General features: G+C 61.8%; 22 protein-coding genes. 9 read left to right on the top strand and 13 right to left on the bottom strand.

Going from position 1 to position 22,624, the window contains the following annotated elements:
* Window positions 1-159 precede the first annotated feature (159 nt).
* The gene (locus QM797_RS17135) at window positions 160-1,227 is read left to right on the top strand and encodes a TerD family protein (RefSeq protein ID WP_349307208.1); all 1,068 of its coding nucleotides are present in this window, start codon (window positions 160-162) and stop codon (window positions 1,225-1,227) included.
* A 754-nt stretch (window positions 1,228-1,981) separates the two neighbouring features.
* Here the strand turns inward: QM797_RS17135 and QM797_RS17130 are convergent.
* From QM797_RS17130 to QM797_RS17105, 6 genes are all read right to left on the bottom strand, one after another.
* Window positions 1,982-2,320: a hypothetical protein gene (locus QM797_RS17130; protein ID WP_283276858.1), complete on the bottom strand. Its 339-nt coding sequence runs from the start codon at window positions 2,318-2,320 to the stop codon at window positions 1,982-1,984.
* A 65-nt stretch (window positions 2,321-2,385) separates the two neighbouring features.
* Complete coding sequence (locus QM797_RS17125) at window positions 2,386-3,429, bottom strand: LLM class flavin-dependent oxidoreductase (RefSeq protein WP_283276856.1); 1,044 nt, start codon at window positions 3,427-3,429, stop codon at window positions 2,386-2,388.
* Between the two features lie 28 nt (window positions 3,430-3,457).
* Entirely contained in the window at window positions 3,458-4,231 is a 774-nt protein-coding gene (locus tag QM797_RS17120) for an SDR family oxidoreductase (RefSeq protein WP_283276855.1), read from the bottom strand.
* Between the two features lie 45 nt (window positions 4,232-4,276).
* Window positions 4,277-5,326 carry a 2,3-butanediol dehydrogenase gene (locus QM797_RS17115; RefSeq protein ID WP_283276854.1) on the bottom strand — a complete coding sequence of 350 codons (1,050 nt, stop codon included), beginning with the start codon at window positions 5,324-5,326 and terminating at the stop codon, window positions 4,277-4,279.
* Between the two features lie 40 nt (window positions 5,327-5,366).
* Window positions 5,367-6,737, bottom strand: coding sequence for an NAD-dependent succinate-semialdehyde dehydrogenase (locus QM797_RS17110; protein WP_283276853.1), 1,371 nt, complete (start codon window positions 6,735-6,737; stop codon window positions 5,367-5,369).
* 89 nt (window positions 6,738-6,826) lie between these two features.
* Window positions 6,827-8,458: a flavin-containing monooxygenase gene (locus QM797_RS17105; protein ID WP_283276852.1), complete on the bottom strand. Its 1,632-nt coding sequence runs from the start codon at window positions 8,456-8,458 to the stop codon at window positions 6,827-6,829.
* Window positions 8,459-8,679: 221 nt separating this feature from the next.
* On the opposite strand from QM797_RS17105, the gene QM797_RS17100 reads away from it, so the two are divergent.
* Entirely contained in the window at window positions 8,680-10,404 is a 1,725-nt protein-coding gene (locus tag QM797_RS17100) for a sigma-54-dependent Fis family transcriptional regulator (RefSeq protein ID WP_283276851.1), read from the top strand.
* Window positions 10,405-10,411: 7 nt separating this feature from the next.
* Here the strand turns inward: QM797_RS17100 and QM797_RS17095 are convergent, their stop codons facing one another.
* Both QM797_RS17095 and QM797_RS26265 read right to left on the bottom strand, forming a co-directional pair.
* Window positions 10,412-11,119, bottom strand: coding sequence for a LysR family substrate-binding domain-containing protein (locus QM797_RS17095; protein WP_349307207.1), 708 nt, complete (start codon window positions 11,117-11,119; stop codon window positions 10,412-10,414).
* Entirely contained in the window at window positions 11,073-11,201 is a 129-nt protein-coding gene (locus QM797_RS26265) for a hypothetical protein (RefSeq protein ID WP_349307209.1), read from the bottom strand. Before QM797_RS26265 ends, QM797_RS17095 begins: the two co-directional genes overlap by 47 nt.
* 120 nt (window positions 11,202-11,321) lie before the next feature.
* On the opposite strand from QM797_RS26265, the gene QM797_RS17090 reads away from it, so the two are divergent.
* The 4 genes from QM797_RS17090 to QM797_RS17075 are packed head-to-tail and all read left to right on the top strand — an operon-like array spanning window position 11,322 to window position 15,735.
* On the top strand, window positions 11,322-12,500 hold the full coding sequence (locus tag QM797_RS17090) for an acyl-CoA dehydrogenase family protein (RefSeq protein ID WP_283276850.1): 1,179 nt from the start codon (window positions 11,322-11,324) through the stop codon (window positions 12,498-12,500).
* Complete coding sequence (locus QM797_RS17085; RefSeq protein WP_283276849.1) at window positions 12,497-13,711, top strand: CaiB/BaiF CoA transferase family protein; 1,215 nt, start codon at window positions 12,497-12,499, stop codon at window positions 13,709-13,711. Before QM797_RS17090 ends, QM797_RS17085 begins: the two co-directional genes overlap by 4 nt.
* A 31-nt stretch (window positions 13,712-13,742) precedes the next feature.
* Window positions 13,743-14,471 (top strand): 3-oxoacyl-ACP reductase FabG, encoded by a 729-nt coding sequence (fabG, locus tag QM797_RS17080; protein WP_283276848.1) that lies wholly within the window; start codon window positions 13,743-13,745, stop codon window positions 14,469-14,471.
* A gap of 49 nt (window positions 14,472-14,520) precedes the next feature.
* A complete protein-coding gene (locus QM797_RS17075) occupies window positions 14,521-15,735 on the top strand; it encodes an acetyl-CoA C-acetyltransferase (protein WP_283276846.1) in 1,215 nt (404 codons plus the stop codon).
* 849 nt (window positions 15,736-16,584) lie between these two features.
* Here QM797_RS17075 and QM797_RS17070 read toward each other — a convergent pair.
* Complete coding sequence (locus tag QM797_RS17070; protein WP_283276845.1) at window positions 16,585-17,583, bottom strand: fumarylacetoacetate hydrolase family protein; 999 nt, start codon at window positions 17,581-17,583, stop codon at window positions 16,585-16,587.
* Between the two features lie 401 nt (window positions 17,584-17,984).
* The gene (locus QM797_RS17065; RefSeq protein ID WP_283276844.1) at window positions 17,985-18,248 is read right to left on the bottom strand and encodes a hypothetical protein; all 264 of its coding nucleotides are present in this window, start codon (window positions 18,246-18,248) and stop codon (window positions 17,985-17,987) included.
* 274 nt (window positions 18,249-18,522) lie between these two features.
* On the opposite strand from QM797_RS17065, the gene QM797_RS17060 reads away from it, so the two are divergent.
* From QM797_RS17060 to QM797_RS17055, 3 genes are read left to right on the top strand one after another with little or no spacing between them, the layout of a single operon-like run.
* Entirely contained in the window at window positions 18,523-19,305 is a 783-nt protein-coding gene (locus QM797_RS17060; RefSeq protein WP_283276843.1) for a class II aldolase/adducin family protein, read from the top strand.
* A gap of 55 nt (window positions 19,306-19,360) precedes the next feature.
* Entirely contained in the window at window positions 19,361-19,717 is a 357-nt protein-coding gene (locus QM797_RS26385; protein ID WP_502942354.1) for a DUF4232 domain-containing protein, read from the top strand.
* 53 nt (window positions 19,718-19,770) lie between these two features.
* A complete protein-coding gene (locus QM797_RS17055) occupies window positions 19,771-20,235 on the top strand; it encodes an SRPBCC family protein (RefSeq protein ID WP_037173634.1) in 465 nt (154 codons plus the stop codon).
* A gap of 68 nt (window positions 20,236-20,303) precedes the next feature.
* On the opposite strand, the gene QM797_RS17050 is transcribed toward QM797_RS17055, so the two are convergent.
* From QM797_RS17050 to QM797_RS17040, 3 genes are all read right to left on the bottom strand, one after another.
* A complete protein-coding gene (locus QM797_RS17050; protein WP_283276841.1) occupies window positions 20,304-21,122 on the bottom strand; it encodes an Fpg/Nei family DNA glycosylase in 819 nt (272 codons plus the stop codon).
* A 258-nt stretch (window positions 21,123-21,380) separates the two neighbouring features.
* The gene (locus QM797_RS17045) at window positions 21,381-21,821 is read right to left on the bottom strand and encodes a carboxymuconolactone decarboxylase family protein (protein ID WP_283276840.1); all 441 of its coding nucleotides are present in this window, start codon (window positions 21,819-21,821) and stop codon (window positions 21,381-21,383) included.
* Window positions 21,822-22,375: 554 nt separating this feature from the next.
* A complete protein-coding gene (locus tag QM797_RS17040) occupies window positions 22,376-22,534 on the bottom strand; it encodes a hypothetical protein (RefSeq protein ID WP_283276839.1) in 159 nt (52 codons plus the stop codon).
* Between the last annotated feature and the right edge of the window lie 90 nt (window positions 22,535-22,624).

The raw sequence follows: 22,624 nt of genomic DNA, 5'->3' as shown, positions 1-22,624 counted from the left end.
TGTAGGTCGATCAGGAAATGTTCGCGATTGCGCCGCCCGATTCAAGAACGAACACGCTGCTGCGTTCGGGGGAACATCTGTATGCCGCCGGATGGGTCCTGCGCAGTCGCTAGGCTGCTGCACCAGTAGTTACGCACGCGAATCACGAAGGGTCGGAACATGCAGCAGTTGCAGATGGGCCAAAACTGCGTGGTGAGTGGCAATCACCTGAGCATCGAATTCACAAATCAGGAGGGGGTTTTCGATGCCGAGTTGATGGCCGTGTTGGTAGGTCGTGACTTCCGAGCGAGGTCCGACGAGGATTTGGTGTTGTTCAATCGAGTGAGCTCTCCTTGTCAAGGTGTTGTGCTTGCGGGGGCTCGGCGGATCGAGTTGAGGCTGGATCGCTTGTCCGTGGACGTGGCGAGAGTAGTGGTGTCGGTTGCGGATGGTGGAAGCAGTGCGGGACGGGCGTGCTTTGACGGTGGCGTCGTGTCGGTTCGTTCCGCCGAGGGGTTCGACGCAATTCACCAGCTCGGTGGGCTGACGTCGGAGAGATGCGTTGTGCTCGTCGAGGTGTATCGCGCCGGGGAGCGATGGAAGCTTCGGGCGGTCTCTCAAGGATGGTCGGATGGGGTGTCTGCGTCTGTGGAGTCGTACGGGATCGAGGTCGACTCGGACGCTGACACGAGAGTCGATCGTGGCCAGGCGGGGAGCGTAGCGGTGTCGATGATCGTAGTTCCCGACCAGTTCGCTGGGGATCCGATCGGGTCGGGCGAGGCCGCGTGGCGGAAGAAGCGTGCAGGGGAGTCTCTGAACGAGTACGAGGAGCTTCACGCGGTCGAGTACGAGGCGGGGTTGGTCAGAGGCACGCACTTCCTGAAGTGGGGTGAGGAAGTTGCGAGACTGAAGAGGGAAGGTTGTCTCGTCGAAGCGTTGGAGATGATGCTTGAGGTGATCGCGGCAACAGAGCGAGAGCAGGCGCGGGAGTACGCGAATGCGCCCGTGAGAGCGGCGTACTTCGGCCGGTCGGTCGAGGAGATAGTGGTCCGTGAGACGCCGCCGGGCTGGACACACAATGCGGCCATCGTCTACCGGAAGCTCGGTGACCTGCGTGGGGAAATCGCCGTTGTCGATCGGTGGCTGGCGCATGCGGGGGACTCGTCGAAATGGGTTGGCGCAACGCATGCGAAGCTCATTGCACGACGGCAGAAGGCGTTCGAGTTGTTGCAGAAGAGTTCTAGGTGATGGTCCGTCGATCGGCGGCGTAGCTTCGGAACGAGTTACGTGTGTTCACGTGTTGAGGTTGGGTTGCTTTGAAAGTAGACAAATCTGTTGCTTAGCAGACTCGTGGACCCACATGATTGTTTGTGAATCGAGGTGGATCCGCGTGGAGCAATCGGTGTTCGAGCGTGCCGCGAGAGTGTCACTACTTGGTTCAAACGGGTGTGGATCGACGTGAACCGGTTCGGACGAAATCGCCTGGTCAAGGTCTGTGCGGTGTGTCCGGGTGGGACCATCCAAGTATGGCCAATCTAGCTGGGGGTCAAGGGGTCGCAGGTTCAATTCCTGTCAGCCCGACACATAGATGCAGGTCAGAGGCGGTTTCGGAGAAATCCGGAGCCGTCTTTTCTGTCCGCGTGCCGCGAGCGTGTCACTACTCGGTACTTACACGGTCGAACTCGGCGCCGAGTCGGTGTCCAGGGGTATCCACTGGTGTCCGGCGATCTGCGTGCGTCGATCGAATGGACCCGAGCGGACGGAGCCACTTGATTCAGCTGGTTCGCTGTCAAGTAGCTAACGGAGTCCGGCGGCGGCGAACCGGGCCACGTCGCGGCCGCGGTCGAGGCGGCAGCACCACCTGTGATGCAGCCCAAGATGCGGGTGCGACTCTCCATTGATCTCGAGCCGGTGGCCGCGCCGTCAGATGGCCCGCTGCCCGGCAACCCAGTAGAAGCGCGACGCTGAGGATTCCGGGCACGTCACCGGCCTCGTAACGGATTCATCGGTCGCAGCTCTGCTGCAATCTGATGGTGGACGCCGGATCTGCGTCGAGAATGGGCTCGCCCGATCGGGACCACGTCGCGCGCAACTGTTCCGCAGGAAGAGGATTGAGCATCGTGCCACAGACTGCTCGTCTGTTTCCGACGCTGTCGAGGGGCACGGAGATCGTGTGTAGGACGAGCCAACCGGCAGCCGCCGAGACCAGCAGGGTCGATCCACCGAGTACCGCCGGGAAGACCAAACGAAATCTAAGCTGCCCGCGCCCCACCGACCACCAGCAATAATTGATGGTCACGCCGATCAATGCCACGATGATCAACCAACACCAGCCTGCCATCCGCAGCTCCAGATACAGGCACACAAGGAACACAAGGAACACAAGCCAAAATGCCGTCGTAGTGATCAACCACCGAGCTTGCGGGTGACCTCAGGTATGACTTTGTCGGCGATGTATTGGATTCGAGCGGAACCGGATTCGACGGACTCACCCGGAAGCTGAGCCCAGTAGTGGAAGTCGCGGATCTGGGGAAACTCGGTGGCCATGGTCACCAGTTCGTCGACCGCCATCGAGGCGTCCAGGAGTTTGTAGGCACCGGCATCGAGTAGATGTTGAGGGCTGTCGAACGACGACGGCTGATCGGGGCCCTCGAACGAGCCCCATTCGATGTACTTGTTCATCTGGTAGAGCGCGTGTTCGCCGACCTCGGCCCACGTGCGTTCCGGATCGTCGGCCACCACAGTCCATTGGCTCGCGTAGATGCGGGCATCGTCCACGTTCTTCCCGTGCCGCTCGATCGACTGCTGGTAGTCCGTGAAGTGGGCGTTCTGCAGCGTGATGACGCCGTCTGCGAGACGTGCGGCGCGATCGATTCCCACCGGGGACTGTGCGCCGATCAGAATTCTCGGGGCCGTCTCGGGTAGCGGAGTCACCGGCAACGCAGGTACCGAGAATCGTTTGCCCTCGTAGGCCTCACCGGTGCCGGCCCAGGCATGCCGAATCACAGCAATTGCATCCTCGAGAAGACTGGGGCGCTGTTTGACCTTTCGCCCGAACGCCGCGAATTCCTTCTCGTGGTAGCCGAGGCCGAGTCCCAGCTCGAAACGGTTGTCGGTGAGGAACGACAGAGCTGCCGCATCCTCGGCCAGACGCATCGGTTCGTGTAGTCCCGCCACGATGATGTTGGTACCGATGCGCATGGTCTTGGTCCGAGCACCGATCGCCGCGGCAACGACCAGGGGAGACGACGCATAATCGTCCTCGGCGAAATGATGCTCGCTCAACCATGCCGACCCGAAGCCGAGCGATTCGGCCCAGACAACTTGGTCCACCGATTCTCGATAGAGAGAACCCAGAGGTTTTCGCCATTGTTCCGGATTGCGGAAGTCGTACCACAGACCGAAGGTCGGAACCTGGTAGTGCGATGCAGACGGGTTGAGCGAGTTCATCATTCCTCCACGTTGAGTAAGGCGAACATCAAACGAAAAGCATGCCGCCGTCGATGAGGGCGGATTGTCCTGTCATGTAGTTCGAGTCGGGTCCGGCCAAGTACGAGACGTACGCTGCGACGTCGTCGCCGGTCGAGACGCGTCCAAGGGTGATGCCGGCAGCCATTGCCTTCATCGACTCGCCCTTCCCGACACCGTTGATGGCACCGAGATCGCGGTCCACCTCGACCCACATGTTCGTATCCACGATGCCGGGGCAATAGGCGTTGACGGTGATGCCGTGTTCCGCCCACTCCTGTGCCGCTGCCTGGGTCAGGGCGCGTACACCGAACTTGGTCGAGCTGTAGATGCCGAGCACCGCGAATCCCTTGTGGCCTGCGATGGACGACGCTCCGATGATCTTTCCGCCGTGCCCCTGCTTGATCATCTGACGCGCTGCTTCGGTGTAGCAGAGGAAGATTCCGCGGCCGTTGACCGCGTGGAGACGGTCGTACTCCTCCGGCGTCACGTCGAGAAGTGCCTTCGTCTGGGCGATCCCGGCGTTGGCGACCAGTATGTCGAGCGATCCCAGCTGTTCGGCGGTGTCGGTCATGAGCGCCCGCACCGAATCTGGATCGCTGACATCGCCGGTCAGCGCGACGGTCTTGACTCCGTGTGTGGCGACCTCGCTCCGAGTTTTCTCCAGCTCATCCGACATCGAAGGCAGGTCGGACAGCGCGATGTCATGTCCGTCCTGTGCGAGGCGGAGCGCGATGGCTTTGCCTATTCCGCGTGCCGAGCCGGTTATGTGTGCGACGGTCATGGTCGTCTCCTGAATCGTGTTGTGTGAACTGTGAAGTGGCGGATGTCAGGCTGTCGGATCGACGAGGAGCTTCATTTTGCGCCCGGCCCGCAGTTCCTCGAACCCTCCGTCGACGACGTCTCGGAGGGCGATCGTGTCGACCCAACCTGTGGTGTCGTAGTGGCCCTTGGCCATCAGGTCGATGACCGCGCGGTAGTCGTCGCTGGTGTAGCAGATGGTTCCCTGAATGCGCCGCTCGCGAAGAACGAGGTTGATCAGCGGTGTCGAGAGAGGCTTGTCGTAGATCGCCACACTGATCAGCGGGCGACGCTCGCCGACGCATTCCAGCGCCGACTCGACTGCGGGAGCCACGCCTGGTGCGTCGAACGCAGCGTCGACGCCATCGCCGTCGGTGCGATCGGCGATGAGGGCGGGAACGTCGACGGACATCGGATCGAGGGTGCGAGCCCCGAGAGCCTCGATGGACTTACGCCGCGTCTCCGACGGTTCGACCACGTCGATCTCGGTCAGTCCCATGCCACGCAACGCAAACCAGATGCCGATTCCGATCGGACCCGCGCCGTAGACGAGTGCTCGGCTCTGGTCGCCGACTTCGCCCAGTACCGCTGCGTGATACGCGACCGACATGGGCTCGACCAGCGCGCCCATCTCGACCGGAATGCTGTCCGGAAGCTTGTGAACCTGGTTGCGGGGAACGACGGTGTACTCGGCCATGCCGCCGTCGGCCATCAAACCGTGGAAGCCGATCGACTTGCAGAGGTTGTACTGGCCACTGCGGCACGGGCGGCATTCGCCGCACCGATAGATCGGTTCGATGGTGACTGCGTCGCCTTCGGCCACGTCGTCGACGCCGGCACCGACGGCAGTGACGATCCCCGAGAACTCGTGACCGAGAACCACCGGCATTGCCTTGTGGGTCAGTGGGTGCGGGTCGGATGGCGGGATGAAGATCGGACCGTCGTAGAACTCGTGAAGGTCGGTGCCGCAGATGCCGTTTCGGGACACGCGGATCTTGACCTGTCCCGGACCGGCTTCGGGCTCGGAAACGTCTTCGATTTCTACCTTGTGGTTGCCGTAGTAGACAGCTGCGCGCATGGTTGATCTCCTGAGGTGAGAGTGGAACAGCCGGGACGAGTCAGAGGGTGCGAACGAGTTTCTTGTTCGCGAATTCGTCGAGCCCGAATCGACCGAGCTCTCGGCCGATGCCGGAAGTCTTGACTCCGCCGAACGGCATGTCGGGCGCGCTCTTGATGGTGGTGTTGATGCCGACCATGCCTACGTCGAGCCGGTCGGCGACGTACGCAGCTTCGGTGTCGTCCGTGGTGAACACGGCACTACCGAGGCCGAACGGGGAATCGTTGGCGAGATCGATTGCGGCGTCGGTCGAGTCGACTTTGTGCAGCACTGCAACCGGTCCGAACAGCTCCTCCCGGTATGCCCGCATATCCGGGGTGACACCGGAAAGCACTGTCGCGGGGTAATACGCGCCGTCGCCATCGGGGACGGATCCACCGAGGTGCACCGTGGCACCCTTCGAGACGGCGTCCGCGACCTGCTCTGCGATTTCGTCGCGTCCGCGGACGGACGACATCGGACCCAGTCGCGTAGCTGGATCCGTCGGGTCACCCATCGACCACGACTGCGCCGCCGAAACGAACCCATCGAGGAACTCGTCCCACACCGAGGCGTCGACAATCATTCGCTTGGACGAGGTGCATGCTTGGCCTGCGTTGCCGAACCGACCGGGGACGGCCGCGGCGACAGCATCACCGAGGTCGGCACCGGCGAGCACGATGAATGGGTCCGAGCCGCCGAGTTCGAGTACCGCCTTTTTCATGTGCTTGCCGGCGAGCTGTCCGATGATGCTGCCCGCGCGCTCCGATCCGGTGAGCGATACGCCCTGAATTCGGGGGTCGGCGATGAGATCGGCGATCTGGTCGCTGGAGGGAAAAATGTTCCGGTACACACCCTCTGGGCTTCCTGCATCACGCAGCATCGCCTCGATGGCCAACGCCTGCTGCGGGCAGTTGCTGGCATGCTTGAGCAGAATCGTGTTGCCCAGCAACAGGTTCGGTGCTACGAATCGCGCAACCTGGTAATAGGGAAAATTCCATGGCATGACGCCGACGAGTGCTCCGATAGGTGCCGTACGCACCAGTGCCCGTCCAGAACCGGCAATGTCGAGCTCCTCGTCCGCGAGCAGGTCCTGACCCTTGGTCGCGTAGTACTCGAAGATCGACGCAGAAAGTTTCACTTCGCCGCGGGCCTGCGCGATCGGTTTGCCCATCTCGAGCGTCATCAACTCGGCGAGTTCGGTTTCGCGTTCGCGATGCAGATCGGCGACCCGTTGGAGAACCGAAGCGCGTTCGGCCACTTCGGTGGTTCGCCATGTTCGGTACGCGGCGTCGGCGGCGGAGAGCGGTGCCATTACCTGCTCGTCCGACTCGGTCTCGAACTTCGCCACGACGGTGCCCGTAGTGGGATCGGTGCTTGCGTACTTGCTCATCGGCATGTCTTTCGTTGCAGGACGCCGGCCGGAAGACCGGAGTGGGTCACCCGGCCGGCGTGGTCGATGCAGTGTCGTCGAGTGAAGGGTCAGGCAGGCTCGAGCGCGTCCGATTGCGTCAGGAAGCTCGGGTAGCCCGATGCCTTCTCGTTGTCGAGCACCGAGCGATATTCCTTGATGCCGCCGAGGTAGAACATGACCGTGCGCTTCTTGCCGGGGATGTTGGCGCCGAAGATCCACGACGCAGCTTTCGGGAACAACGTCTGGTCGGCGATGTCGGCGCAGATATCGGTCCATTCTGTTTCGATGTCCGGCTTGGCCTCGATCCAGCCCATGGCGTCTTTCTCGATGGCCCCGATGGTGTCGGAGATCCACTCGACCTGTGTCTCGATCGACGGCGGCAGGTTCGTGAACGGTCCGTTGGGGCCGAGGATCATGAACATGTTCGGGAAGCCGGTGGTGGCCATTCCGAGGTAGCTGGTCGGCCCGTCCTGCCAGTGCTCTTTAAGGCTTTCGTTGTTGCGTCCCCGGATGTCGACCTTGACGTAGTTGCCGTCGACGGCGTCGAAGCCGGTGGCGCAGATCAGTACGTCCAGCTCGTGGAGGACCCCGTCTTCGGTGACAATGCCGTTGGCCGTCAGTTCGCGAATGGGGTTCTCGCCCACGTGCACGAGAGAGACGTTGTCTCGGTTGAACGTCTCGTACAGTCCCGAATCGCACAGGGGCCGGCGGGCGTAGAGATCGGTGGGTGTCAGCTTGCGGCGGGTCTCCGGGTCCTTGACGATCTCTGCGATCTTGCCCCGAATGAACTTCGCCGCTTCCTCGTTCGCTTCTGGATTGGTAGCGATGTCGCAGAACGTCTCGAACATGAAACGGAAGCCACCACCCTCGTCCCATGTCCGCTGAAAGATCCGCTGGCGCTCCTCGTCGGAGACGCTGAACGTCTCGACCTCACTTTCGACGAATCCCATTGCAACACTGGAGTTGCGAACCTGATCCCAGTTGGCCTCGAAGTTCTCCTTCTGGCGGGCCAACTCTTCGTTGGACAGCACCCGGTTGCCCGCGGGGACGCTGTACTGAGGGGTGCGCTGGAACGAGGTGAGATGCCCGGCGATCGGTGCGACCGCAGTGATCACCTGCCCGCCTGTCGATCCGTTGCCGATGACACCGACTCGCTTGCCGGTCAAATCCAGATCCTCGGGCCATGCGCCGGTGTGCACCAACCGACCCTCGAAGTTCTCGATGCCGGGGAAGTTCGGCACGTTCGTTGCCGACAGGAGTCCGAGGCCGTTGACGAGGTACTTGGCCTTGTAGGTGACTCCGCGGTCGGTGGTCACGGTCCAGATGCCGGCGACATCGTCGAAGCGGGCCGCGGTCATGGTGGTCTCGAGCGCTACGTCCTGGCGCAGTGAGTAGCGGTCGACGACACCGTTGAGGTACTCCAAGATCTGGGGCTGACGTACGAACTTGGTGTTCCAGGTGGTCTGGTCGTACAGGTCGCGGTCGAACGAATACTGGTAGACGAAGCTCTCCGAGTCCGACAGCGCGCCGGGATACTTGTTCCAGAACCAGGTGCCGCCGACACCGGAAGCCTTGTCGATCGCGATGGCGGTCAGGCCGAGTTCACGCCGTAGCTTGTAAAGCATGTATATCCCGCCGAAGCCGCATCCGACGACAAGTGCGTCGATCTCACGGATCTGATCGGGTTCGTGTGACGCCATCTGATTGCTCCTCCGGTCTCGCGACCTATGTGGTGTAGTTCACTTCCTCTGGTCACAATGGTGAGGTGGGGCACAGGTGTCTGGTGTGTGCCAATCTGGAACACCCGGATATGGGGGCGTTGAGCTGCAGTTATGCTTGTTTAGTAGTAATAGTATGATGATTGTTGCGCCCTGTGAGTGTTCGGGTTGCGGATGAACGAACGGTTAGAGGGCGAGAACCTATGAGCGATGCGGTGCGCGAGGCAAAGCGGCATCTGATGCGCGCCGGCTTGCTGTCCGGTGCTCCCGACGAGGGGGTTGTTCCGGACCTGATCCTGCGGAGCTGGCGTCGCTCGATCGGCAGCAGCGCTGACGCTACGATGCCGTCGCAGAAGTTCGACGAGATCGATACCGACTCGATTCTGCGCCGCGCTGCAGATCCGGTACTCGACCGCTGGCAGGACCAGCTCGTGGACACCGGCACGACGTTGTTCCTCAGTGACCGGGCTGGCAGCATCGTGGCCAGGCGCGCGAGCGATCGTGGGTTGCAGCGAAAACTGGATCGGGTGAATGCGGCCGAAGGGTTCGACTATTCGGAAGACTCGATCGGGACCAACGGTCTCGGTACCTCGATGGTCGAAGGCCGGGCGGTGTACATCGAAGGCAGCCAGCACTTCAACGAGTCGCTGTCCGTGCTGGCCTGTGCCGCCGTTCCGGTCTACACCCCGTCGGGCCTGGTGATCGGATCGGTGTCGCTCGGGGGACCGTTGGCCATTGCGAGTTCGCTGATGGTCACCCTGACCAAGGAAATTGGTCAGCAGATCGAAGAACGATTGAAGGCGGCAGCACGACCGCAGGACCTCGCGTTGGCAATGTCGTTCATGCGCTACGCCAACTCTCGTCGTCCCACGGTCATCATGGACCGAGAGACGCTGCTGGCGAATACACCCGGATTGCCTTATGTGAGCGTCGATTCGCACGTAGTTCTCTGGGATCGCCTCAGCGCACACAATTGGGCGCTTGTGAACACAGCTCGCTGGGATATCGATGCAGGCGCGGTGGCGGTGACGGCTCGTCGAGTCGTCGAGGGAGCCCGCGACTACTACGTGCTGCACTTCGCTCCCGTTCCTCGTGACGAGGTTTCGACGGCCGGCCCCATCGGTCCGCGCACGCACGTCGACACTGCTTCCCGGGAGGCAGTCGAGGCAGCGGTGACGGTGATCGACGGTCCGCGTGGATCCGGTCGCGCATCTCGTGCACTCGATGTGCGGGCAGGTCGGGGAGAAGGTCGAGAACTCGAGGTCGTCATTCTGTCCACAGACACCGCAACGCCCTGGTCCGCAGTAGCGGACCTCCTCGACGGCGGCCGAGACGTCCTGATTCGAAGGCTGGAATCGGTGCAGGATCACGAAGCCGGTCCGGTCGTAACGCTGGTGCAGGATCACCGCGAGGCTGTTGCCGCAGGTAGGCGAAATCAGCTGTTGATCACCACCTGTGTCGACGCATCCTCACCGGAATTCGCTGCGCTGGTGAAGCATTGGGGCATCGACGCCAGGACGGAAGCCCTCTCCGACTCACCGGATCGCATCCCGGGGCTCGTCCGCAGCATTCTCGATCAGGTGGACACAACGCGGCGGCATTCGATGTCCCCGACAGCTTTTCAGTCGTTGATGCAGTGGGATTGGCCCGGCAATATCGCAGAATTGACGGCGACCGTGACCACCCTGGCTTCGAGCGTGACTGCGTCGGTGATCGAGCGCCACCACCTTCCTGAGCACCTGCAACGGGCTCCCGCACGTCGAAAGATGACGATGATGGAATCGGCGGAGCGCGATGCCATCGTCGAGGCATTGGACCGCGCTGGTGGGAACAAGTCGGTGGCGGCGGAGCTACTCGGGATCGGCCGAACGACCCTCTACCGCCGTTTACGTCAGCTCGGGCTGGGTGATGGTGAGGCGTCACTGTAGGTGCCGCTCACGAGTCGCCCTCGTCGAGAGCGACAACCTTGTCCAGTACCACGCGCAGCGCTGGGTTGGTGTTGTCTCGGCGCCACGCAGCTCGCATATCTACATCTGCTGTGGTGTCGTCCAAAGGAACGAACACGACGTGCGGATCGGTGACGTTGCTGGCTACCGAAGAAAGTGTCAGGTGGCACCCCACCTCTGCGGATACCAGGGCGAGGGCGGTCTGGGTGTCGGGAGCGATCTGAACGACGTCGGGGACGAAACCGTGCGCGTCGGCCAAGCGGCGGAGTCGATCGGGGAGTACCGATCCTTCGTGCAATGGCAACGACACGAAGTGTTCCTGCGCCAGCTGTTCCATTCCGATGTGTCGTGCATCGGCCAGAGGATGTGTGTCGGCGAACGCGACGACGAGGTGGTCGGGCATCACGACCTGGGACTCGACGGTGGACGGAACTACGTCCCATCTACCGAGCGCAATGTCGGTGTCCCCGCCCAGAAGCCTCTTCATGGCCGGCTGGGCGAAGTTCTGGCTCGAGAGTTCGAGTTCGATACCCGGGTGCTGTGACCGAACGAGCCGAGCCAGTCTCGCGACCATGCGGTGTGTCGACACACCCGCGAACGCGATCCGAACGAGTCCGGTCTCGCCGCCGTCGGCCGACACGACTGCGTTCTCAGCGGTGCGCATCGCTTCGAGCACTGCCCGGGCGGGATCTATCAAGGCCTGACCGCTGGCGACTCAACGGCGGCTGCGCGACGTGCAGACGCGCGGCCGCACGTCCGAAGTGGAGCTCCTCGGCCACAGCGAGGAACGCGCGGAGCTGTTCGACGTCCACTCATGCTCCTTTATTGCCGAAATTGTTAAAACAGAAGTACCAATTAAGTATTGGACTGATGGTAATGCAGTAACCGATAGTTGTCCCATGGATACGCTGAACCCCGATGTAGCGGATGACGTCTTCGCGGACGTGTTGAAGCAGATCTCCCACTTCGTGCGCTCACGTGTGGTGCCGCGTGAACTCGAGATCATGAACACCGATTCGATTCCCGACGATCTACGGAAACAGTCCGCCGAGATGGGACTGTTCGGCTACGCGATCCCGCAGGAGTGGGGCGGGCTCGGTCTGAACCTGATTCAGGACGTCGAGTTCGCGATGGAGCTCGGCTACACCTCGCTGTCGTTGCGATCGATGTTCGGCACCAACAACGGGATCGCCGGCCAGGTGCTCGTGGGCTTCGGCACCGAGGAGCAAAAAGCGAAATGGTTGCCGGGCATGGCATCCGGCGACATCGTTGCGTCCTTCGCGCTGACCGAGGACGGGGCTGGGTCCAATCCAGCGGGGCTACGGACCACCGCGAAGGTCGATGGCACCGGGTGGGTCATCAACGGCAGCAAGCGGTACATCACCAATGCTCCGATTGCGAACATGTTCGTCGTCTTCGCCAAGCTGGACCCGAAACCGCAGAGCGGCAACGGGATTGCGGTATTCCTGGTTCCTGCCGACACCGCTGGGATCGAGGTGGGAGTCAAGGACGCGAAGATGGGTCAACAGGGCTCCGGTACGGCCGATGTGAACTTCACCGACGTGCGGGTCGAGGCCGACGCGTTGGTCGGCGGCGATGGCGACATCGGCTACAAGGCGGCGATGACGTCGTTGGCGCGGGGGCGGGTGCACATTGCCGCGCTGGCCGTCGGTCAGGCGCAGCGTGCGTTGGACGAGTCGGTGTCGTATGCCGCGGCGTCCACTCAGGGCGGTGAGCCGATCGGTAACTTTCAGTTGGTGCAGGCGATGATCGCCGATCAGCAGGTCGGTGTCATGGCGGGCCGGGCGATGGTGCGTGAGGCTGCCCGTGCGTGGGTGCAGGAGACCGATCGGCGTATCGCTCCGTCCGCGGTGAAGCTGTTCTGTACCGAGATGGTCGGCAAGGTCGCCGATCTCGCCGTCCAGATCCACGGCGGTGCCGGATACATGCGTGAGGTGCCGGTCGAGCGCATCTACCGGGATGTGCGATTGCTCCGACTGTACGAGGGGACAAGTGAGATTCAGCGGTTGATCGTCGGTGGCGGCCTGATCAGGGCCGAACAGAAACGCAACTCGTGAACGCACCACTCGAAGGCTTCACCGTCGTCGCGATAGAGCAGGCCGTCGCAGCACCGCTCGCCACCCGAAATCTCGCCGATCTGGGTGCTCGTGTCATCAAGGTCGAACGCACCGACGGCGGAGACCTGGCGCGGGGTTACGACCATGCCGTCCACGGCACCGGAGCGCACTTCGTGTGGCTCAACCGGGGCAAGGAATCACTTGCGGTAGATCTGAAGTCGGTGCAGGGACGCCAGATCGTTCGAGGACTCATCGACCGAGCCGACGTGTTCGTGCAGAACCTTGCCCCTGGTGCGGCAGAGCGTCTCGGCTTCGGTGCCGGCGAATTGCGCACAGCCAACCCGCAACTGGTAGTGGTGAACATGTCCGGATTCGGCAGAGGTGGTCCTATGCAGGACCGGAAATCCTACGACATGCTGATCCAGGCCGAATCGGGCTTGATTTCCATCACCGGAACTCCGGACGAGCCGGCCAAGACCGGAATACCCACCGCCGACATCGCCACCGGAATGTATTGCGCACAATCGGTTCTCGCGGCGTTGCTGCGGCGCGGACGAACCGGCGAAGGCGCGACCATCGACGTGTCCATGCTCGATTCGACCGTGGAATGGATGGGCCACGCAATGTACACACAGATGTACACCGGCACGCAACCTCAGCGTATGGGTGTGAGCCACAGTTCCATCGCGCCGTACGACGCCTATCCGACGCTCGACGGTCAAATCCTGATCGGTGTGCAGAACGACCGTGGCTGGCGAACGCTCGTCTCGGACGTACTGGGCATCCCCGAGTTGGCGGACGACCTACGCTTCGCGACAAACGTGCTGCGCGTGCAGAACCGTACCGAATGCGACGCTGTCGTCGCCGCCCGCACATCGCTCTTCACGACAGTCGACCTGGACGCGAAACTGGCGTCGGCCGGTATCCCTGCGGCCCAGGTCAAACAGATGGATCAGGTCGTTGCCCATCCTCAACTCGTCGAACGTGACCGCTGGCGCACGGTCGGCACCGAACACGCCACAGCACAGGCGCTGCTGCCTCCGGCTACGTTCGCCGATCACGAAGCGCCCATGGGCGATGTTCCCGCGCTAGGCCAGCACACCCGCGCGTTGCTAATGGAATCCGGTAAAGACTCCGACGAAGCAGACAGCCTGCTGCGGCAGGGGATTGCCGTACAGAACTCAGCTTTCGATCCGGACTTCGCCCGATGACCGTCGGCACCACCACAGAACAGGACATTTCATGATTTCAGGTCGTACAGCCGTCATCACCGGTGGCGCTCAGGGCATTGGTTTGGCCATCGCCACGATGTTCGCGGAGAACGGCGCGAACATCGTCATCGGTGATCTCGACGAGTCGAAGGCCAAGGAAGCCGCAGACGCTTTGCCCACCCCTGCAATCGGCGTTCACTGCAATGTCACGTCCGCCTCCGACGTGCAGGCCCTGATGGACAACGCCGTTACATCGTTCGGGTCTGTCGACATCATGGTCAACAACGCGGGAATCACTCGCGACGCGACCATGCGGAAAATGACAGAGGAGCAGTTCGATCAGGTGATCGACGTGCATCTCAAGGGTTGCTGGAACGGCACGAGAATCGCAGCAGGCATCATGCGTGAGAACGGCGGTGGATCGATCATCAACCTGTCGTCGATCTCGGCGAAGGTCGGCTTCGTAGGGCAGAGCAACTACTCAGCGGCCAAGGCCGGAATTGTGGGACTGTCCAAAGCTGCAGCGAAAGAGGTTGCACACCTGGGTGTTCGGATCAACGTTATTCAGCCGGGACTGATCAAGACGGCCATGACCGAAGCCATGCCGCAGAAGGCGTGGGATCAGAAGATGTCCGAAATACCGATGCAGCGCGCCGGGGATCCGCGTGAGGTCGCCTCGGTGGCGTTGTTCTACGCGTCCGATCTGTCGTCTTACATGACCGGCACCGTCTCCGAGGTCACCGGCGGACGCTACATGTAGCAATCGATTCCATCTCTCGTAACCAATCCCGTCTCGATAAGGAATCTTCATGCCAGACGCCGTCATCTGTGAACCGCTACGCACACCTGTCGTACGATTCGGGGGAGTGCTCCGCGATGTTTCACCGCAGCAACTCGCCGCCGTCGTGATCGAAGAACTGTGCGCCCGTACCGGACTGGAAGGCGGTGTCATCGACGACGTCATTTTGGGACAGGCGTCGCCGAACGGCGAAGCACCGGCTATCGGACGGGTCGCCGCACTGGATGCAGGTCTCGGTATCGAGGTTCCAGGTCTACAGGTCGACCGTCGGTGCGGGTCCGGACTGCAAGCCTTACTACAGGCGTGCATGCAAGTACAAACGGGCGGTAGCGATCTGGTGCTGGCCGGCGGTGTGGAAAGTATGAGTCAGGCCGAGTTCTACGCCACCAGAATGCGATGGGGGATCAAGGCCGAGTCGGTGGCGTTGAGCGATCGACTGGCTCGAGCCCGTATCACTGCAGGCGGGATGAATTTTCCTGTTCCTGGCGGAATGATCGAAACTGCCGACAACCTGCGGGCAGAGTATTCGATCAGCCGTGAGGATCAAGACGAGCTCGCCGTCCAGTCGCATCAGCGCGCCGTGGCCGCGCAGAAAAACGGAGTGTTCGCAGAAGAGATTGTGGCAGTGCCGGTTTCGCAGCGGCGCGGTGATCCGATCGTGGTCGACACCGACGAACATCCGCGCGCCGACACCACTGTCGAGAGTCTGGCGAAGCTCCGTCCGATGCGCGCGAAAATCGATCCGGCCTCGACCGTCACGGCAGGTAATGCCAGCGGTCAAAACGACGGTGCCGCGCTTGCGATCGTGACGACTCCGGGGCGTGCAGCCGAGCTCGGGCTACGCCCGATCGCCCGATTGGTGAGTTGGTCGGTTGCGGGTGTATCGCCGCGGACAATGGGAATCGGACCCGTCCCGGCGTCCGAGAAGGCTCTCGGGCGTGCAGGGTTGACCATGGCCGATATGGACGTCATCGAGTTGAACGAGGCCTTTGCCGCACAGACTTTGGCGGTCCTGCGAACGTGGGGAATCGAGCCGGACGATCATCGGCTGAACCCGAACGGCTCGAGCATCTCACTCGGCCATCCGGTCGGTGCCACAGGTGGCCGGATTCTCGCGACCCTCCTTCGCGAAATGCGGCGGCGTGATGCTCGCTATGGGCTGGAAACCATGTGCATCGGCGGCGGGCAGGGCCTTGCTGCTGTCTTCGAGAACATCTCTCGGTAGGAGCGTCAGTTCCCGTTTGGTGCTCGCCGAACTCGAAGTTGTGGACTCCAAACACGACAGACTGCACAGGGTGTCGGACACCGTTTGTGCTGGGTGGTTGTCAGTGGTTCCCCGCGGTGTCTCCGGTACTCGAGAGTGCCGCGAGCGTGTCACTACTCGGTGCAACCGGCGGTGGATCGGGATGTACGGCCGTGGACGATAAAGCCTGCTCAGGGGATGTGCGGTGGGTACGGGTGGGACCATTGAAAGTCAGTCGATCCAGCTGGGGTCGAGGGGTCGCAGGTTCAATTCCTATCAGCCCGACGCAATGTAGGTCGGAGGCGGTCTCGGAGAGATCCGAGGCCGTCTCTTTCGTCTGAGTAACCCCTCTGAACTCAGCAGCTCATCGACAAACAGTGTCGGGCTTGTGTCTGCCCGAACTCAGGCGAAAAGACCCTCTTTCGCGGCGTCTGCGGCCGGCGCTCGGGTTCAGCACGGGATGATGTAGCTCGGGTCCGTGGTGGTATCGAGCCATTTGCCGTACGAGTCGCCGCCGGATGCTGTGACGGCGGCGCACACCTCTGTCTCCGTCGTGCCAGCGATGCGGTAGACCGCATAGATGGCATTTCCGTCGGGTGTGGCTTGTCGAAGCGACTCACACGCGTTATCGGTGCGTAGATATTTCGAGCCGGGATTGGCTAGGAGCTGCGTGGCGACTTCTTGTGCGTAGGTGTTGGGACTCAGTTGCAGTCGAGGTTGTGGCAACCCTTCGACTCAGGTGGGGGGTTGGGTCTCGATGAGGTCGGTAACGTTGCATCTCAACAGATCTCAACTCTCCGGATCGTAGATGACCGATGGTTCGAGCTCTCCTCATCGACCGGGGAAGCCGACCTCGTTGGTCACCGATCCGATTGCTTCGATTTCCAGTGTCAACGCGTCACCGGGACGAATCCACCGATCGAGTTCCAAACCGCATCCCGACGGCAGCGTTCCTGAACTGAAAAGCTCTCCCGGGTAGAGGTTTTCGGCTCGACTCGCGTAGGCGATCGATTCACCGGGGCTGTACCTGAGCCCGCTGGTACTCGTCGTTGTCCATGTTTCACCATTGACCGACACTGAAGCCGAGAGATTGCCGAGATGGGGGAGCACCTCGTCAGGCGTGACAACGACAGATCCCATCGAGCTCCCGAACGTTTTCGTTTTGACCACGGGACCGAACGGGCCGTTACGTTGCTCGTCCCACTGAACGTCACGGGCACTCATGTCGTTGAACACGACAAATCCGCCGATCGCGTCCGAACCCTCGTCCTCGGTCGCGTCCAGAACAGGCCGGTCGATGATCATCGCGAACTCGAGCTCGAAATCGAGTTGGCGGGTGTACGCCGGCCATCGAAGAATCTCACCGTCAGCGACAATGCTCAAGGGGTTCCCGGTGTAGTACACCGGATGCTCGTCGAACGAAGCCCCCGGTCTCAGTGCGCGAAAATCGCGGCGGACGACGGATTCGTACGCCGCGATCGCGGGTCTCAGTATCGGAAGATTCTTGCGAACCAGCTGATGTGCCGCCTGACTCCAATGCTTCTCCCAACCCATGAAGCACCTGAGAGACGTGGGTTGATATGGCATGCCGGGCGGCGGATCGTCCAGTCTCGCAACATCCTCCGCGGCGGCGGCTCTCATCAGACGTTCGGCTGCCTCGCGGCCACTCTCACGACTGGCGAGGAAGGTCAGTAGGTCCATGGTCCAGGGGCCTCGTCGAGAGGTATCGAATTTCGACGCGGCGGCATCGAGGTCGATCCACGCCGTGGACTCCGGGTCCCAGGCAGCCAACACCGCACCGTTGGCTGAACGAACGCGCCTGATCTTCACGATTCTCCCCCCGGAAGGGCACGGATCGGCCCGGAAGAGAAGCTACCAAACCAATGATCGTATGGCGAAAGCTTTCGTCTATTTCGTCGAGGACGAAGCCTTGATCTCGTCGAGCCCAAGTGTGTCGATCGCACGGGGGCGGTTGGCGTCGCACAGGCGGCACCTGGGCGCCGATGAATTCGAGCGTGAACAACCTTTGGGTGTCGGTGCTCTGTGCGACTCTGCACCCCATGGCGATCTGTATGGCGTGCGATCTGGAAATGCTCGATTCGGTGGGTTGCACTTGGCGGCCCAGTCGAATACCCAACGGGAGGAGAAAGTGTCACGACTGCGGCACCCCGCCGGGAGCGCTTCACCACCCGGGGTGCGACAGTGAGCGGTGCCGGTGTGGACAAATGCTCTCATGTGGCAGCAGATGCGCAGTGGATGAGTGCGAACGTGAAGACGGCCACGACTACGTCGACGCGAGCTGCAGGTGGTGCAATGAACCATTCGGACAACTCCGCGTCGTGGACGGCCGATGATCCGGCGGCCTGCTGATTGTTGTGCCGGTGGTTCGACTCCGTCCCGGAGGCGGTGAGAAACCCCAGTTCGGTTGCGGCAAAACTGTTGGCGCACAAGCGGAACGATGGAAATCCGGCGTGACAGTATCTGGGTGATCTCATCGGTCGATTGCCGAGTGCTGACCGGACGTCGCCGTGGTCACTGCGACCGAGAAGCCACGACGCGCAGCGAAGGCCACCACTCCGGCGACAGCAAGACGCACATCGCACTGCATGTGGGCTTTCGCGATCGAATGTGCGACTCGCGGGTGTAGAACTGAAGCATGACCCAGCAGTGATGTTTCGCTGCGAGGGTTGTCATGCGGACCGTCCGCTACGCGTCGACCGTGCCCCGAGGTAGTGCGCCGAGACGACACCTGCGACTTGAAGGAACACGATGTCCGAACTGGCACAGACCCGCCCAGGAATCGACGTACCCGCTCCGCCGGTTTTCGAGTCGGTCGACGACGAACGGCAGCACCGAAAGCAACGACTTGCGGCCGCTTTCCGGCTCTTCAGTCAGTGCGGCTTCGACGAAGGGGTGGCGGGGCATATCACCGCTCGTGACCCCGAGAAGACCGACCACTTCTGGGTCAACCCCTTCGGTATGCATTTCAGCATGATCAAATCGAGCGATCTGATCCTGGTTGATCACGAGGGTCAGATCGTCGAAGGTAATCGTCCGGTCAACCGTGCTGCTTTCGTCATCCACTCCCAGGTGCACGCGGCTCGACCGGACGTTGTTGCGGCCGCACACGCACATTCGTTGTACGGCAAAGCACTGTCGAGCTTGCGGATGGGGCTTGCACCTCTGACTCAGGACGCCTGCGCGTTCTACGACGATCACGCCGTGTTCGACGACTACACGGGTGTCGTTGCCGAGTTGGAGGAGGGTAGAAGAATTGGTGCCGCACTCGGTCAGCGCAAGGCGATTGTGCTGTCGAACCACGGTCTGCTCACGGTCGGTCAGACCGTGGACTCCGCGGCGTGGTGGTTCATCACAATGGAGCGATCCAGTCAGGCGCAGCTCATCGCTATGGCGGCGGGTGAACCGAAACCGTTGGATGACGTGACGGCGAAACTGACGTACAACCAGGTGGGTCTCGAGTACGCCGGGTGGTTCCAATTTCAGCCGATGTACGACCGAATCGTTGCGCAGCACCCGGAGCTGATGGACTGAACGACATCAGCGACGCGGTCTCCGTCCGATTGCTAGCTCGCAAAAGTCGGTAGTCTTGCACGCGACGAGCACGGCGAGGCAGCTCGGTCGAGCGCCCACGCTGGACGGTAATCCGGAGGTTTCCTGTGTGTCGAGCCCGGGCGGCACGCAAATGGGGCAGGCGGCGGTCCGATCTGGATCCGAGTCGAACCCGGTTGCGTCGATCCCCGGTACGTCGGTCGAGTCTTTGGTGAAGGCAACCGGGTCACAGAACTATTCGACCGAAGCGTGTCAGCCCACGTCGATGTCCGGAATTGACGTGTACTCGCCCAATGCAGCCGAGGTCGCGTCCTTGGCGTACCCCGCGGGAGGATGCAGAACAACCGACCCATCGATCACGCAGTTGGCGGTCCAGCTGGTTCAACCCGTTTGAGTTCTATACGAACGTCATGATTGAGGACGGCGAACAGTGGGCACCCGGTAGGCATGACAGACAATGCCAAGGTCACAGTCGAACGCACCATCGAGGCACCCGTCGACGCAGTATTCGACGTCCTGTCCAATCCCGAGCGGCATCAGGCGCTCGATGGATCAGGCTTCGTACGCAGCGTGGACCACGCCGATCGTATTCAGAAGGTCGGCGAGAAGTTCACGATGAACATGCAGGGCGATCACATGGGCGGCGAGTACCAGACCGACAACGTGGTGAGCGGCTACATCAAGGACAAGCTGCTCGCCTGGAAGACAGCACCCGCCGGCAACGAGCCTCCCGGCTGGGAGTGGTTGTGGGAGTTGGAGTCGCAGGGTCCCAACGAGACGTTGGTGCGCCATACCTACGACTGGTCCAAGGTCACGGACAAGAAACTGCTCGAGCAGATCAAGTTCCCGCTGGTCACCGAGGATCAACTGAACGACACTCTCGCTCGTCTCGCAGTGGAAGCTACGTCCTGATCGACTGAGACAGAGATCGATCGACTATGAAGGCCGGCCCCTCGGGGCCGGCCTTCTGTATGTGCCGCTCAGGCCTGCTCGCGTGAGCACCACCAGGTGGTACGTCCGCCGACTGTTCCGCGAGTCATGGGCGCACCACACCGAGGACATGCCGCGTCCGCTTTGCGGAACGGAATGATCTCTCCGGTGTGCACGCCACCCTTTTTGATCGCCGATCTGATCGCGCGACGCAGAATCACCCGAAGCTCGTCGAGTTCTTCTGTCGTCAGCGTTTTGGCGCGTCTGGACGGTGATTGCTCGCTCTGCCACAGCACCTCGTCGGCCAGCAGATTTCCGACCCCCGCTATCGCCCCTTGGTCAAGCAGCCGTGCCTTGAGAGGTGCACCGCTGGAACCGATTCGGTGCCGAAACTCATCGCGCGTGATCTCCGCGGCATCCGGGCCGAGAGCTTCGATGTCGGGCTCGAGTCGAACCCGGCCGAGGCGGCGCTTGTCGAAGAGCCGAAGCTGGCCGCCGTCTTCGAACGTCATGGAGAAGCGTGTCCACTCCGGCTTGTCTGTTGCACGCTCACCGACGTGAGGGTCGCCTCCGCCGTACTGTGACGTCCGCTCGCCGTCGGGAGCGGTGACGATGATGCGTCCGCCCATTCCGAGGTGAATGCCCAGCGTCGGCCCGCTCGATCCGTCGGCCGTGACTGTTTCGCACCACATCGCCTTCCCTCGTCGGCAGGCCTCGGTGAGCTTGCCGCCCGTCAGTGCGCGGGAAATATCGCCCGGCATGTGTGGTCGACACTCGAACGTGTCGGTGTCATCGATGTCGACTATGACGCGACCGAGAGCTTTCTCGACGACCTGCCGGGCGTTTTCGACTTCGGGTAGTTCGGGCATACATCCGGTGTACCCAATTCGTCAGCAGTATGCGTCAGTGGTGACGCACCACGCACGATCGGCAGGCCAGATGAACGCGGGATCCGGCGAGTTGCATGGAACAGAGCGGCGACCATCCGGATTCTCAGCGGACCCGACGCATGAGCCAATTCATGTTCCGGCCGTGTCACTTCGGTTTTCGCTGCCTGCCGTTGGTTGCCTCAAACCGATCAGGTTGCCGAAGGGATCGAGTACCCGGCAGAACCGCTCGCCGTGCCGTTATCGGTCGTTCGACTCGCCCGCCGTGTCGAGCGGTCCGAGTTCGGCGTCGAGCACCTTCTGCACCACGCGCATCGCCGCCAGCGCGGCCGGTGCTCCGCAGTAGCCCGCTGTGTGAATGACGGTTTCGGTGATTTCCGTTCTGGTGAGTCCGTTGCGAAGCGCTCCTCGTACGTGGCCTGCGAGTTCCTCGTGTGCGCGCAGCGCGATGAGGATTCCGAGATTGAGCAGACTGCGGCTGCGGTGATCGAGTCCGGGGCGCGTCCACACACCTCCCCACACGGTGTCGGTGACGAAATCCTGCAGTGCAGCGGAGTCGGTGTGCTCGGCATTGGCAAAGGCCCGCTCGACGAATTCTTCGCCCATCACGTCTTGTCGAACTTGGAGTCCGTCCTGGAAGCGCGGACCTCTGTCCTCAGTCGTGAACTCGTTGTCGGTCATGCTGCTTCCTCTCGTCTGCTCGGTGCCGTCAGATCATGTCAGGCACAGATCCGCGAGGTCTCGTTTCGGCCGCGAACCTTGTCCTATCGATGAATGGGGAGTATCGAACACGCTTGCTCAATGGAGTTATGGAGGCTGCTTTCATGAAACGTGTTCGCACACTTGTTGTTTGTGCATCCACTGTCCTCGGGTCGGCCCTGGCGACGATGTCCGTCCCGTGGGGGTGACCTACTCCGGCGACGCCTCGGGTCGACCTGTGTCCGTACGTGTATCGCCACGATCGGGCGGGGCGATCCCCGGTTTGCGTGTAGCTCCCATGAACGCCGAACCGCCGACCGAGCTTTCGATGCCGTGAAAGCGTCCGCTCCGCATCCTCGAGCGAAGTAAGCGCGCTATCGCGACGAAAACAACAAGAATCGCGACGACGGCGACGAGCACCAATACTGTGTCCACAGTTGCTCTCCCTGTTCGTCCGTACTCCCTACCGTCGGACATCATCGCGCCGCTGTCAAACAGCTATGGATCTGTCGAGTTCGAGAACGCTGCCGATCCGATCAGCGACCACCGGTCGATGCGTCGTTGTGCGTGGACGCGTAGTCGCCGGGTGGTTGTTCCCCGCGAGTGGCTTCGAGGAACAGCTGGAGAAAGGACGAGTGTTCGTGGCGTTCCTGGGTGGATTTCTTTCCGTCAGGCTCTTCGGATTGCTGAATCATGGCGATTCGCGTCCCTCCCGTATCGGCTGTGCGGAGAACTCAGATCATTGCTGACGGCAAACAGTCTCAGATTCTGAATAGTCAAACAAC

The sequence above is a fragment of the Rhodococcus sp. IEGM 1381 genome (assembly GCF_030056795.1).
Classification (GTDB): domain Bacteria; phylum Actinomycetota; class Actinomycetes; order Mycobacteriales; family Mycobacteriaceae; genus Rhodococcoides.
This window is presented reverse-complemented; position numbering and strand designations above follow the sequence as displayed.

Excerpts from the sequence above, each read along its gene's own strand:
- QM797_RS17135 (WP_349307208.1), top strand. The coding sequence starts at position 160 with ATGCAGCAGTTGCAGATGGGCCAAAACTGCGTGGTGAGTGGCAATCAC.
- QM797_RS17130 (WP_283276858.1), bottom strand. The coding sequence starts at position 2,320 with ATGGCAGGCTGGTGTTGGTTGATCATCGTGGCATTGATCGGCGTGACC.
- QM797_RS17125 (WP_283276856.1), bottom strand. The coding sequence starts at position 3,429 with ATGAACTCGCTCAACCCGTCTGCATCGCACTACCAGGTTCCGACCTTC.
- QM797_RS17120 (WP_283276855.1), bottom strand. The coding sequence starts at position 4,231 with ATGACCGTCGCACACATAACCGGCTCGGCACGCGGAATAGGCAAAGCC.
- QM797_RS17115 (WP_283276854.1), bottom strand. The coding sequence starts at position 5,326 with ATGCGCGCAGCTGTCTACTACGGCAACCACAAGGTAGAAATCGAAGAC.
- QM797_RS17110 (WP_283276853.1), bottom strand. The coding sequence starts at position 6,737 with ATGAGCAAGTACGCAAGCACCGATCCCACTACGGGCACCGTCGTGGCG.
- QM797_RS17105 (WP_283276852.1), bottom strand. The coding sequence starts at position 8,458 with ATGGCGTCACACGAACCCGATCAGATCCGTGAGATCGACGCACTTGTC.
- QM797_RS17100 (WP_283276851.1), top strand. The coding sequence starts at position 8,680 with ATGAGCGATGCGGTGCGCGAGGCAAAGCGGCATCTGATGCGCGCCGGC.
- QM797_RS17090 (WP_283276850.1), top strand. The coding sequence starts at position 11,322 with ATGGATACGCTGAACCCCGATGTAGCGGATGACGTCTTCGCGGACGTG.
- fabG (WP_283276848.1), top strand. The coding sequence starts at position 13,743 with ATGATTTCAGGTCGTACAGCCGTCATCACCGGTGGCGCTCAGGGCATT.
- QM797_RS17075 (WP_283276846.1), top strand. The coding sequence starts at position 14,521 with ATGCCAGACGCCGTCATCTGTGAACCGCTACGCACACCTGTCGTACGA.
- QM797_RS17065 (WP_283276844.1), bottom strand. The coding sequence starts at position 18,248 with ATGAGATCACCCAGATACTGTCACGCCGGATTTCCATCGTTCCGCTTG.
- QM797_RS17060 (WP_283276843.1), top strand. The coding sequence starts at position 18,523 with ATGTCCGAACTGGCACAGACCCGCCCAGGAATCGACGTACCCGCTCCG.
- QM797_RS17055 (WP_037173634.1), top strand. The coding sequence starts at position 19,771 with ATGACAGACAATGCCAAGGTCACAGTCGAACGCACCATCGAGGCACCC.
- QM797_RS17050 (WP_283276841.1), bottom strand. The coding sequence starts at position 21,122 with ATGCCCGAACTACCCGAAGTCGAAAACGCCCGGCAGGTCGTCGAGAAA.
- QM797_RS17045 (WP_283276840.1), bottom strand. The coding sequence starts at position 21,821 with ATGACCGACAACGAGTTCACGACTGAGGACAGAGGTCCGCGCTTCCAG.
- QM797_RS17040 (WP_283276839.1), bottom strand. The coding sequence starts at position 22,534 with ATGATTCAGCAATCCGAAGAGCCTGACGGAAAGAAATCCACCCAGGAA.